Below are 11,073 nucleotides of genomic sequence, written 5' to 3'. Positions count from 1 at the left end.
GCCGGGTCAGGCGGGGCGACGCGGTGTGACGAGCCCGGACTCGTAGGCCAGCACCACCAGCTGGGCGCGGTCGCGCGCGCCGATCTTCGTCATGATGCGGCTGACGTGGGTGCGGGCCGTCGCCGTCGAAATCACCAGGTGGGCGGCGATTTCGTCGTTCGACATCCCGCCCGCCACCAGGCCGAGCACCTCGCGCTCGCGGTCGGTGATCTCCCGGACGGCGCTGGTGTCGATGCGCCGGTTTTCGGGACGGCCGACGAACTCCTGGATCAGCCGGCGCGTGACGGTCGGCGCCAGCAGCGCTTCGCCGTTCGCGACGACCCGCAGCGCGCGCAGCAGCTCGACCGGTTCGGTGTCCTTCAGCAGGAACCCGCTGGCCCCCGCGCGCAGGGCTTCGTAGACGTACTCGTCGACGTCGAACGTGGTCAGGACCAGCACCTTCGTTCCGGCGAGGTCCGGGTTCGCGGTGATCCGGCGGGTGGCTTCGAGGCCGTCGACGCCGGGCATCCGGACGTCCATCACGACGATGTCGGGGTGGTGCTCGATCGCTCCGGCGACCGCTTGCTCGCCGTCACCGGCCTCGCCGACCACCTCGAAGCCGTCTTCGGTCTCCAGCAGCACGCGGAACCCGGCGCGGACCAGGACCTGGTCGTCGGCCAGCAGGACGCGGATCATGCTTCCCCCTCGATCGGTAGCTCGACGCACACTTCGAAGCCGCCGTCGACCGGCCCGGCGGTGCACCGGCCGCCGAGCGCCGCGGCGCGTTCGCGCATACCCCGGAGGCCGTGGCCCGGGGCCGGCTGGGCGGTGCCGCGGCCGTCGTCGCGGACCCGCAACGCGAAGGCCCCCGGTTGCCGCTCGAACCGGACGTCGACGCGGTGGGGCTGGTCGGCGTGCCGGACGACGTTGGTCAGCGACTCCTGCAGGATCCGGTAGGCGGCCGCGTCGACGGGTGCCGGGAGGTCGCCGGGGTCGCCGTGGACGCCAACCGTGAGCCCGGCGTCGCGGGCGTGGTCCAGCAGCTCGCCGGCTTGGGCGAGGCTCGGCGCGGGCGCCTTGTCCTCCCCCGAACGCAGCACGGCCAGGGTCGCGCGCAGGTCCTTGAGCGCGGACGCGCTGGCCGCCTTGATGTTCAGCAGCGCTTCTTTCGCCTGCTCGGGCCGCCGGTCGGCGACGTGTGCGGCGACCCCCGCCTGGACGTTGATCATCGCGAGGCTGTGCGCGACGACGTCGTGCACCTCGCGGGCGATGCGCAGCCGTTCCTGCTCCGCGAGCCGGTGCCGGTGTTCGTCGGCCTGCTCGCGCCGGGCGGCGAGCGCGTCGAGCTGGTAGCGGACGGCGGTGCCGACGCCGATGACGGCGGTCAGCCAGACGACGAGGAAAGCGGCCCCGGTTTCCAACGCGAAAGACCTGGTCGTGATGACGTGCACGACGTAGGCGGCGGCGAGCGCCGAGGCACCGGTGACGCCCGCGGTGAGGGGTCCGCGCTGCCGGGTCAGCACGAACAACGCGACGGTCGGTACCAGGATGACCGGCCCACCTGGCAGGCCGGAGGTGTAGTAGCCGAACGCGGAGGCGGACGCGACCAGGAAGAGCGTCAGCGGGAAGCGGTGGACGAGCAGCAGCGTGAGGACGGTCGCGACGAGCCACGCGAAACCGATCGGCGGCAGCGGCGACGCCCCGGGCTGCCACCGCGACGACGCACTGGTCGCCCCGATCACGAAGACCCCGACGACGACGGCGCGCGCCACGCGTCCTGCCCACGGAGGCCTTCTCATCCCGCGAAACTACCTGCCGCGGCCAGGCTGCGCGTCCGTCTCGAAGCGCACTGCGGACGTACGTCGTCAGTCGAACACCAACGGCAGCTTCGCCGCCGTCTCCTCGTCGGCTGGGGTGTAGGTCGACACGGTGATCTCGGACCGGCGGCCGTAGTAGAGGTAGGTGAAGTTGAACTGCAGCAGCCCGACGTCCGGGTGCAGGTACCGCTTGGTGCGGATCGGCTCCGAGTTGACGTCGTGGTGCGGCCACAGCTCGGCGAACAGCGGCGATTCAGCCTTGAGCCGCTTCACCAGCTGCTTCCACGCCGGCTCCGCGACGTGGTCGGCCATCGCCGCGCGGAAGGACGCGATCACGCGCGGGATGTTCGCCTCCCAGTCGAGCATCCGCTTGCGCCACTCGGGGTTGAGCAGGCACTGGACCAGGGTGTTCCGGTCGCCGAACGGGATGGCGTCGACGTCGCCCATCAGCCAGGTGTAGCCGCGGTTGTAGGCCAGCAGGTCGCAGCGGGCGTTGCGGACCGCGACAGGGTACGGCTCGAGCTTCTTCAGCATCAGCTCCATCGCCGGCGTGATGACCTGGCAGTCTTTTTCGTTCTCCGGTTCGGGCGCGCCGGCCAGCCGGAAGAGGTGGGTGTGCTCGTGCGGGTCGAGCCGCAGCGTGCGGGCGATCGCCTGCAGGACCTGCTCGGACGCGTTGATGTCGCGGCCCTGCTCGAGCCACGTGTACCAGGTGACCCCCACGCCGGCGAGCTGCGCGACCTCTTCGCGGCGCAGCCCCGGCGTCCGGCGGCGCCCCATGATCGGGAGGCCGACCTGCTCGGGCGTGATCCGTTCACGCCGGCTCCGCAGGAACCTCGCCAGCTCCTGGCGGCGGAGTTCGGATTCGACAGCGGTGGTCATGGTGCCAGGATGGCACGCCGTCGAACCTGGTACCAGGTAGTGACAGTACCCGGATAAACAACAACTGGTACCAGTTTAAAAGCAGGTCGATCGTAGTACCCATGACCACGACTGAACTTGCGCCGAGCACCCCGGGCGCCCAATTCCGGCCGGGACTGACCCCCGCCGGCCTGGTCACGGTGCTGCTGGGGGCGGCACTGCCGATCATCGACTTCTTCATCGTCAACGTCGCACTCCCGACGATCAACGCCGATCTCCACGCGTCCACCGCGACCCTGGAATTGGTGGTCGCGGCCTACGGCATCGCGTACGCGGTGCTGCTGGTGGTCGGCGGGCGCCTCGGCGACTCCTTCGGCAGGCGGCGGCTGTTCTTCTGGGGGCTCTGGCTGTTCACGCTGACGTCGCTGGCCTGCGGGCTCGCCCCGACGGCCGGCACGCTGGTGGTGGCCCGCGCCGCGCAGGGGGCGGCGTCGGCCCTGCTGCTGCCGCAGGTGCTCTCGATCATCCAGGCGACGACGTCCGGCGAAGAGCGTTCGCGCGCGCTGGGGCTGTTCGGCGCGACCGGCGGCCTCTCGACGGTGGTCGGCCAGCTGCTCGGCGGCGGCCTGGTGGCGGCGGACCTGTTCGGCACCGGCTGGCGGCCGATCTTCCTCGTGAACGTGCCCATCGGCCTGGTGGTGCTCCTGCTGGCCCGCCGCCTGCCGGAGAGCCGCGCGCACAACCCGCTGGGCGTCGACCGCCTCGGCACGCTGCTCCTGGCGGTCACGCTGCTGTCGCTGCTGGTGCCGCTGATGGAAGGCCGGGCACTGGGGTGGCCGGCGTGGACGATCGCGCTGCTGGCCCTGTTCCCCTTTTCCGCCGCGGCCCTGGTCCACGTCGAGCGGCGCCTGGAGCGGACCGGCGGCACGCCGCTGCTGCCGCCGTCGGTGCTGCGTCTGCCGAGCGTCCGGCGCGGCCTGATGGTGGCGATCCCGTTCTTCGGGGCGTTCGGCTCGTTCATGTTCGTCTACGCGATGACGCTGCAGGAAGGCCTGCACTTCGGCCCGCTCGGCGCGGGCCTCGCGCTGACGCCGCTGGCGGTCGCGTACTTCACGGTGTCGATGCTGAGCAGCCGCCTGGTGACCCGCTACGGCCAGAAGGTCGTCCCGGTCGGTGGTGCGATCACCGCGGTGGGCATGGTGGCGCTGCTCTGCACGACGCTGTCCACGTGGCCGCACGTGACGATCCTCGACCTGGCGCCGTCGATGGTGGCGATCGGCGTGGGGAACGCGCTGGCGATGACGACGCTGTTCCGGATCGTGCTGTCCCACGTCCCGACGGACCTGGCCGGGGTTGGGTCCGGCGTGATGACGACCAACCAGCAGACCTCGCTGGCGCTCGGCGTCGCGACGCTGGGGAGCCTGTACGCGGCGCTCTCGGGTTCGCTGGGGAGCCGGGACGCGTTCGCGCTGGTGATCGGCCTGGTGGCGGTGCTGGCGACGATCGTCGCAATCACCGGGCGGCGGCTGCCGGACCCCCGGTTGTGACGGCGGAGAGGAAGGCGGACCACGCGGCCGGCGGCACCTCGAGTGCCCCGGCCGCCGGGGCTTTCGAGTCCCGGGTGGCGATGGCAGTGCCGGTGAGGAAGTCGTTGTAGCCCGGGATGTGCCCCTGCTCGATGCGGCTCATCTTCGAGGCGAGAACCGCAGCGGGCGCCCGGCATCCTCTTGGCTGAGCCCGGCCGCCTCGCGCAGCTTGGGCAGGGTGCGGCCGAGCTGGCGTCGCCGGTAGTTCGGCTTGACCGGCCGGTCCACGGAACACCGCAGTGATCGGTACCAGGGCTGGACCGTCCGGTACGGGACCGCGTGCGCGCACGACTACCTGTTCCGGAAGCGGGCGCGGCCTGGGACGTTCGTCGTCAGCGTCTACCGGCTCTTTCCGGGACGGCGGGACCACGTTGTCACCGTCCGGGTGAACTGGCCGCCGGAAAAAAGCCGAAGTTCACCCGTCGGAAAAACCGGGCGCCGGACGACTATGGAGGTGTGACGGAACCTCGGGTACGACCGGACCCGGCCTTCGCGCTGCTCGGGCTGTACGAGACGGCCCTGCCGGAGGTCTACGGGTACCTGCTGTCCCGCTGCGGTGATCGCACGCTCGCCGAGGAGCTCACTTCCGAGACGTTCCTCGGGGCGGTCGCCGCCTGTCGCAAGGAGTACGCACCTCCAGTGAGCACCGGGTGGCTGATCGGCGTCGCCCGGCACAAGCTCGCCGACCACTGGCGGCGCAAAGAACGTGAGGAACGCGGACTGCGGCTGGTTCGCGACAGCGAACCGGACGTCGACGACCCGTGGGACGAGCAGCTCGACGCCCTGCGCGCGAGACAGGTGCTCGAGTCGCTCGGGCCGCACCACCGGGCGGCGCTGACCCTGCGTTACGTCGACGGCCTCGGCGTCCCCGAGGTCGCCGGCCACCTGGGGCGCAGCGTGCACGCCACCGAGGCGTTGCTCGTCCGGGCCCGTGCCGCGTTCCGGCGCGCTTACGAGGAGAAGGAGGGTCGCGATGCCTGAGCCTTTCGACGCGCTTCGCCGTCCCTCCGCGCGGGTCGCCCCCGACCCCGACTTCGCCGCCGAACTACGCGACAACCTGCGTCGCTTGATCTTGAACGGAGCCGATATGACGACCACTTCAGAAGCACCGGCAACAGCCGCCGAATTGCGTTCGCTGACGCCCTACCTCGCGGTGTCCGATGCGCGGGCCGCCCTCGACTTCTACGTCGAGGTGTTCGGCGCCGTCCGCCGCGGCGAGCCGATCCTCATGGACGACGGCCGCATCGGGCACGCGGAGCTGGCCATCGGCGACGCCGTGCTGATGCTCGCCGAGGAGTACCCCGAGATCGGGCACATCGCGCCGGCAGAAGGGGGCGCGTCGGTGCGGGTCGAGGTGCCGGACGTGGACACCAGCGTCAACCGGGCGCTGGAGCTGGGCGCGACGCTGATCCGCGCGGTGAGCGACTCACCGTACGGCCGGGGCGGCTCGTTCCGCGATCCGTTCGGCCAGCGCTGGCTGGTCTCGCAGGCGACGCCGAAGCCGTCGCCGTCCCCCGGCGAGGCCATGTACTTCACGTTCCAGGTACCCGAGGCCGAGCCCGCGAAGTCGTTCTACGGCGCGGTGCTGGGGTGGGAGTTCACCCCCGGCTCGGTCTCGGACGCGTGGTCGTTCTCGGGCCCGGGCCTCGAGGGCGGCCTGTGGGCCGGCGACCGCCAGGTGGGCTGGAAGCTGATGTACGCGGTCGACAACCTCGAAGCAGCGTTGACGCGGGTGCGCGAGCAGGGCGGCCAGGCGGGCGAAGTGGAGAACCACCCGTACGGCACGACGGCCGACTGCACCGACAACCAGGGCATCGAGTTCTGGCTGTGGGAGCGGCCCGCGAAGTGAGGAATCCCATCCGCCGGGCCATGCGTTCGGGCGCACACTCTAAGCATGGCCGGGCAATGGGTGCCGCGTGACCACGACGAGCTGACCGCGGGGTGGCGGTTGTGGCTCGAACTCGGCTCGTCGGTGTGGCCCCGACCGGGGTGGGACGGCAGCCCGGACGAAGCCGTGCGCGGAGTCTGCGAGTTCCTCGGCTCCTGCGACCGGATTCTCACCGAGTACCTGGACTCTGGTGGATCGACCGAGGCGGAGGTCGCCGGGCTGATCCGGTCGATGCACTTGGCCGCGAGCTGGATCCGCGAGCTGTGGCAGGGGGACACCGTCCCGCTCGACGCGGAGCGGATGGCGTTGCTGCACAGTGATCTCGCCGGCTTCGCCGACCACGCCCTCGGCGTGCGCACTCTGCTCGCCGAGGGTGGGGGCTGGGCCTCGCTGACGCTCTAACGGCCGGCCGCGTACCCCTGCATGCCGCGTGCGTTGGCCGCCGCTCGCAAGACGCCGCCGGTGCGGGACACCGCCGAGAGGCGGCCCAGCGCCCAGTCACCCGCGTCGACCACGGAGTGGCCGCGCTCTCGCAATGCGTCCAAAGTGGACGAGCCGAGCCGGGACTCCACCACCAGCTCGCGCGGGTTCCACGAGCGCGGGTAGAACGAACTCGGGAACGCCGTCGTGTGCCAGGCCGGCGAGTCGATCGACTCCTGCAGGTTGAGCCCGCCGTAGACGTGGGCCAGCCAAAAACACAGCTGCCACTGGTCCTGCTGGTCGCCGCCGGGAGTGCCGAAGGCCAGCGTCGGGACTCCGTCGCGCAGGGCGAGGGAGGGAGACAGCGTGATGCGCGGCCTCTTGCGCGGGGCCAGCGAATTGGGCAGGCCCTGCTCCAGCCAGAACATCTGGCCACGCGAATCCAGGCAGAAGCCCAGCGAGGGGATCGTCGGGCTGGACTGCAGCCAGCCGCCGGACGGGGTGAGCGACACCAGGTTGCCCGCCGCGTCCACCACGTCGAGGTGGACCGTGTCGCCGCGGGTCTGGCCCTGGGGGCCGACCGTCGGCTCGCCCGTTGCGCCGCCTTCCGGCTCGACTCCCTGCAGCGAGTCCAAGATCGCCGGGAGACGTGCCGGGCCGCGGGCGTCTCCCGGGCGAAGGTCAGCCGAAGCGGACTCGCCGATCAGGGCTCGGCGGGAATCCGTGTAGGAAGCCGAAAGGAGCACGTCCAGCGGCACTTCCGTGTCGCCGTACCAGGCCTCGCGGTCCGCGAAAGCCAGCTTCGCCGCTTCGGTCGCCAGGTGCACCGTGCGCTCCGACGGGATTCCGTCTACATAGGACAGTTCGTCGCGGAAGCCGTGCAACAACAGCGCCTGTTGCAGCAGCGCCGGTCCCTGCGTCCAGCCGCCCATTTTGACCAGGCGCCGGTCGCCGACGTCCACGAACGCCGGTTCCTCGTACGTCGCCGACCACGACGCCAGGTCGTCACCCGTCAGCAGGCCCGCGTGGTCGCGGCCGGAGTCGTCGCGGAACGCCTGACGGCTGAAGGAATCGATCTCTTCGGCGACGAAGCCCTGCGACCAGGCACGACGTCCCGCTTCGATCTGTGCCTCCCGGCCCGCGACCGACTCCGCTTCCCGCAGCAGACGCTCCCACGTGTCCGCCAGGACCGGGTTCCGGTGCAGGCCCGACGCCGGCTTGCCGTCCGGCATCCACAGGGCTGCCGATGTCGGCCAATGCTCGGTGAACAACCGGGAGACGGCCTGGATCGTGTCGCCGACCCGCGACACCAGCGGGACGCCGTTGCGCGCGTAGCCGATCGCGTACGACAGCACCGACCGCAGCGACTTCGTCCCGTAGTCGCGAAGCAGCAGGAGCCACCCGTCCCACGCGCCCGGGACGGTCGCCGGGAGCAGGCCGCTGCCGGGAATCAAATCAAGCCCCAGCGACGCGAAGTGCGAAGCGGTGGCCCCCGCGGGCGACGGGCCTTGGCCGGCCAGCGCCCGCGGGGTCGGGTCGTCCGCTGTCACGAAGAGGCCGGGCACCTGGCCCGCCGGGCCGCACAGGTGCGGCTCGGCGACCTGGAGGACGAAGCCGGCGGCGACCGCCGCGTCGAACGCGTTGCCGCCGTCCTCCAGCACCGCCATCCCGGTGGCCGAAGCCAGCCAGTGCGTCGATGCCACCATCCCGAAGGTGCCGGTCAGCTCCGGCCTCGTGGTGAACATGCCCCGATAGTACGCATTGCTAAGGAACTTTCACCAGGATGCCGGGCGACGCCGTTCCGGCTCGTACGGCTGCGTGATGATTTCCATCCCGTTGCCACCGGGATCGAGGAAATAGACGCCACGGCCGTCGTGGTTGTTGTTGATCTCGCCGACCTGCTTTCCCATCGGGTCGGCGTGGTAGGTCACGCCGGTTTCGACGAGCCGCGCGAAGACGGTGTCGAAGTCGTCCTCCGGGATCAGGAAGCAGTAGTGCTGCAGGCGCAGGTCTTCTTCGGGGATCGTCGCGAAGTCCAGCCGGACGCCGTTGCGCGTCTCGACCGGGATGAACGGGCCCCATTCCTCGCCGGCTTCGAGACCGAGCAGGTTCGCCAGGAATTCGGCGGATTCCCGGTTGTTCCGGGACGGGACGATCAGATGGTTCAATTCAACGGAAACGGATACTGACACGGTTGAAATGCCTCCGGGGCACTCCCGCCACCTCCATGCCTCACCCAGCCGGTGACCGACACGCGATGCCGTGCGGCCAGCCTAGCCAAGATCCGGTTCTCACGAAACCTTGATTCGCGCCGCCGCCCGCGGCCGCCCGACGCCCTGCCAGGACAGCCCCGCGTCCACGATCACCCGCGGGTCGAGCAGGTTGCGCGTGTCGACGACGTCGATGCCCTCCATCAGCTCGGCCATCGCGGCCCAGTCGAGGTGCTTGAACTCGGCCCACTCGGTCAGCACGACGACGGCGTCCGCGTCCTTCGCGACCTGGTAGGCGTCGTCGACGACGGTCATCCCGGCGATCTCGCCGTCGACGGCCGGGTCGTAGGCGATGAGTTCGGCGCCCAGCGCGCACAGCACCGACGAGACGGCGAGCGCGGGCGAGTCGCGCAGGTCGTTGGTGCCCGCCTTGAACGCCAGGCCCAGCACGCCGATCCGGGCGCCGGCGAGCGTCCCGCCGACCGCCCCGGCGATCTTCGCGACGATCCGGTCGCGCTGGGCCAGGTTCTCGTCGATGGCGGAGGTCAGCATGGTGAAGTCGTAGTTCACCGACTCGGCCACCTTGACCAGCGCACTGGTGTCCTTGGGCAGGCAGGAGCCGCCCCAGCCGGGGCCGGGCTTGAGGAACGTCCGCCCGATGCGCCGGTCGTACCCCATGCCCTCGGTGACGAGGTCGATGTCGGCGCCGAGCCGCTCGCACAGCTCGGCGATCGAGTTGACGTAGGAGAGCTTCAGCGCGAGGTAACAGTTCGCGGCGTACTTCACCAATTCGGCGCTGGCCGCGTCGGCGACGACGACCGGCGCGTCCAGCTCGGCGTACAGCTCGCCGACCCAGCGGGCGGCGGCGAGGTCGTCCGAGCCGACGACGATCCGGTCCGGGCCTAGGAAGTCCGCGACCGCGGTGCCCTCGCGGAGGAATTCGGGGTTCGACACCACCGGCACGTCGGTGCGCCCGACCAGCGCCTGGATCCGCTTCGACGTCCCGACCGGCACGGTCGACTTCGTGACCAGCGCGCAGCCGGCGGGCAGGACGTCCCCGATCTCGGCCGTCACCGCCTCGACCGCGCGCAGGTCAGCGGAGCCGCCGGCCCCCATCGGCGTCGGCACGCAGAGGAACACCGCCTGCGCGTGGCGGACCGCGTCCCGGGCGCCGACGACGAACTGCAGGCGCCCGGCCGCGATCCCGCGGTGCACCAGGTCGGCGAGCCCGGGTTCGAGGATGTCGACGCGGCCCGCGCCCAGGCGGGAGATCTTGGCGCGGTCGACGTCCACGCACGTGACGTAATGACCCAGGCCGGCCAGGCAGGCCCCCGTGGTCAAGCCGACGTATCCGGTTCCTACCACCACGATCCGAGCTGGCGTCATGCTGCTGAAGGTGACAGCCGGAGTTGGCCACCGCGCTAACGGAAACAGTCGGGCCCGGGAGCGGTGAGCGAAGACACGAACCGCAGCGATGCGAACGAGCGTTAACCTGGTCCGCGAACCACAGCGAAGGGAACCGCAAAGATGCAGATCACCGACACCGCGGCGCTCGTCACCGGGGGCGCCTCCGGCCTCGGCGGGGCGACGGCGAAGGCCCTCGCGGCCAAGGGGGCGCGGGTGTTCGCGCTCGACCTGGCGTCGTCCATCGAGAAGGCCGAGCAGGTCGACGGCATCACCTACGTCGAGGCCGACGTCACCGACGTCGAGCAGGTCGAGGCCGCCGTCGCGACGGCCGCGGGTTCCGGCGTGCCGCTGCGGACCGTGGTGAACTGCGCCGGCATCGGGCCGTCCGCGCGGATCCTGTCCAAGAAGGGCCGCCACGACCTCGCGCTGTACGCGAAGGTCATCCAGATCAACCTGGTCGGCACGTTCAACGTGCTGACCATCGCCTCCGAGGCGATCGCCAAGACCGAGCCCCTCGCCGACGACGCCCGCGGCGTCGTCATCAACACCGCTTCCATCGCGGCCTTCGACGGCCAGATCGGGCAGGTCGCCTACTCGTCGTCCAAGGGCGGCGTCGTCGGCATGACGCTCCCCGCGGCCCGTGACCTGGCCTCGCACGGCATCCGCGTGCTGACCATCGCGCCGGGCATCGTCGACACCCCGATGCTCGCCACGGTCAGCGACGACTTCCGCGCGTCGCTCGCCGCCGGCGTCCCGTTCCCGAAGCGGCTGGCGCGGCCGGACGAGTACGCGCAGCTCGCGCTGTCGCTCATCGACCACGACTACCTGAACGGCGAGGTCGTCCGGATGGACGGCTCGCTCCGGATGGCCCCGCGCTGACCCCGAGGGCGGCACTTTCCCGGGGA

The 11,073-nt window shown here is 71.0% G+C and carries 12 protein-coding genes; 5 read left to right on the top strand and 7 right to left on the bottom strand.

Translation table 11 applies throughout. The annotated features are described in order from the left end of the window. Positions 1–6: 6 nt before the first annotated feature. The 3 genes from QRY02_RS38080 to QRY02_RS38070 form a co-directional block, all read right to left on the bottom strand. Positions 7–675: a response regulator gene (locus tag QRY02_RS38080; protein ID WP_013222065.1), complete on the bottom strand. Its 669-nt coding sequence runs from the start codon at positions 673–675 to the stop codon at positions 7–9. Then, positions 672–1,778, bottom strand: a complete 1,107-nt coding sequence (locus QRY02_RS38075; RefSeq protein ID WP_285987598.1) for a sensor histidine kinase — start codon at positions 1,776–1,778, stop codon at positions 672–674. Before QRY02_RS38075 ends, QRY02_RS38080 begins: the two co-directional genes overlap by 4 nt. 66 nt (positions 1,779–1,844) lie before the next feature. Next, positions 1,845–2,678, bottom strand: a complete 834-nt coding sequence (locus QRY02_RS38070) for a helix-turn-helix transcriptional regulator (RefSeq protein ID WP_285987597.1) — start codon at positions 2,676–2,678, stop codon at positions 1,845–1,847. A 101-nt stretch (positions 2,679–2,779) separates the two neighbouring features. Here QRY02_RS38070 and QRY02_RS38065 point away from each other — a divergent pair, with 101 nt between their 5' ends. After that, positions 2,780–4,204, top strand: a complete 1,425-nt coding sequence (locus QRY02_RS38065) for an MFS transporter (RefSeq protein ID WP_285987596.1) — start codon at positions 2,780–2,782, stop codon at positions 4,202–4,204. Here QRY02_RS38065 and QRY02_RS38060 read toward each other — a convergent pair. Beyond that, on the bottom strand, positions 4,170–4,346 hold the full coding sequence (locus QRY02_RS38060) for a DUF397 domain-containing protein (protein ID WP_285987595.1): 177 nt from the start codon (positions 4,344–4,346) through the stop codon (positions 4,170–4,172). The two genes, QRY02_RS38065 and QRY02_RS38060, sit on opposite strands and share 35 nt — an antisense overlap. A 353-nt stretch (positions 4,347–4,699) precedes the next feature. Between QRY02_RS38060 and QRY02_RS38055 the strand changes: the two genes are divergently transcribed. From QRY02_RS38055 to QRY02_RS38045, 3 genes are read left to right on the top strand one after another with little or no spacing between them, the layout of a single operon-like run. Continuing rightward, the gene (locus QRY02_RS38055) at positions 4,700–5,224 is read left to right on the top strand and encodes an RNA polymerase sigma factor (protein WP_285987594.1); all 525 of its coding nucleotides are present in this window, start codon (positions 4,700–4,702) and stop codon (positions 5,222–5,224) included. Next, positions 5,217–6,092 (top strand): VOC family protein, encoded by an 876-nt coding sequence (locus QRY02_RS38050; RefSeq protein WP_285987593.1) that lies wholly within the window; start codon positions 5,217–5,219, stop codon positions 6,090–6,092. Before QRY02_RS38055 ends, QRY02_RS38050 begins: the two co-directional genes overlap by 8 nt. 45 nt (positions 6,093–6,137) lie before the next feature. Next, on the top strand, positions 6,138–6,533 hold the full coding sequence (locus QRY02_RS38045; RefSeq protein WP_285987592.1) for a hypothetical protein: 396 nt from the start codon (positions 6,138–6,140) through the stop codon (positions 6,531–6,533). Here QRY02_RS38045 and QRY02_RS38040 read toward each other — a convergent pair. The 3 genes from QRY02_RS38040 to QRY02_RS38030 form a co-directional block, all read right to left on the bottom strand. Next, the gene (locus QRY02_RS38040) at positions 6,530–8,296 is read right to left on the bottom strand and encodes a gamma-glutamyltransferase family protein (protein ID WP_285987591.1); all 1,767 of its coding nucleotides are present in this window, start codon (positions 8,294–8,296) and stop codon (positions 6,530–6,532) included. The genes QRY02_RS38045 and QRY02_RS38040 overlap by 4 nt on opposite strands. 30 nt (positions 8,297–8,326) lie before the next feature. Next, positions 8,327–8,719, bottom strand: a complete 393-nt coding sequence (locus QRY02_RS38035; protein ID WP_285987590.1) for a VOC family protein — start codon at positions 8,717–8,719, stop codon at positions 8,327–8,329. Positions 8,720–8,842: 123 nt separating this feature from the next. Next, a complete protein-coding gene (locus tag QRY02_RS38030; RefSeq protein WP_285987589.1) occupies positions 8,843–10,147 on the bottom strand; it encodes a UDP-glucose dehydrogenase family protein in 1,305 nt (434 codons plus the stop codon). A gap of 141 nt (positions 10,148–10,288) precedes the next feature. Here QRY02_RS38030 and QRY02_RS38025 point away from each other — a divergent pair, with 141 nt between their 5' ends. Continuing rightward, positions 10,289–11,047: an SDR family NAD(P)-dependent oxidoreductase gene (locus QRY02_RS38025; RefSeq protein ID WP_285987588.1), complete on the top strand. Its 759-nt coding sequence runs from the start codon at positions 10,289–10,291 to the stop codon at positions 11,045–11,047. The last annotated feature ends 26 nt before the right edge of the window (positions 11,048–11,073 follow it).

The sequence above is a fragment of the Amycolatopsis sp. DG1A-15b genome (assembly GCF_030285645.1).
In the GTDB taxonomy this organism is placed as follows: domain Bacteria; phylum Actinomycetota; class Actinomycetes; order Mycobacteriales; family Pseudonocardiaceae; genus Amycolatopsis.
Note: the sequence above shows the minus strand (reverse complement) of the source record. Positions and strands in the feature narration are given on the sequence as shown.

What these genes read in the sequence shown, in the direction of transcription:
- QRY02_RS38080 (WP_013222065.1), bottom strand. Translation starts at nt 675, where the DNA reads ATGATCCGCGTCCTGCTGGCCGACGACCAGGTCCTGGTCCGCGCCGGG.
- QRY02_RS38075 (WP_285987598.1), bottom strand. Translation starts at nt 1,778, where the DNA reads ATGAGAAGGCCTCCGTGGGCAGGACGCGTGGCGCGCGCCGTCGTCGTC.
- QRY02_RS38070 (WP_285987597.1), bottom strand. Translation starts at nt 2,678, where the DNA reads ATGACCACCGCTGTCGAATCCGAACTCCGCCGCCAGGAGCTGGCGAGG.
- QRY02_RS38065 (WP_285987596.1), top strand. Translation starts at nt 2,780, where the DNA reads ATGACCACGACTGAACTTGCGCCGAGCACCCCGGGCGCCCAATTCCGG.
- QRY02_RS38060 (WP_285987595.1), bottom strand. Translation starts at nt 4,346, where the DNA reads ATGAGCCGCATCGAGCAGGGGCACATCCCGGGCTACAACGACTTCCTC.
- QRY02_RS38050 (WP_285987593.1), top strand. Translation starts at nt 5,217, where the DNA reads ATGCCTGAGCCTTTCGACGCGCTTCGCCGTCCCTCCGCGCGGGTCGCC.
- QRY02_RS38045 (WP_285987592.1), top strand. Translation starts at nt 6,138, where the DNA reads ATGGCCGGGCAATGGGTGCCGCGTGACCACGACGAGCTGACCGCGGGG.
- QRY02_RS38040 (WP_285987591.1), bottom strand. Translation starts at nt 8,296, where the DNA reads ATGTTCACCACGAGGCCGGAGCTGACCGGCACCTTCGGGATGGTGGCA.
- QRY02_RS38030 (WP_285987589.1), bottom strand. Translation starts at nt 10,147, where the DNA reads ATGACGCCAGCTCGGATCGTGGTGGTAGGAACCGGATACGTCGGCTTG.
- QRY02_RS38025 (WP_285987588.1), top strand. Translation starts at nt 10,289, where the DNA reads ATGCAGATCACCGACACCGCGGCGCTCGTCACCGGGGGCGCCTCCGGC.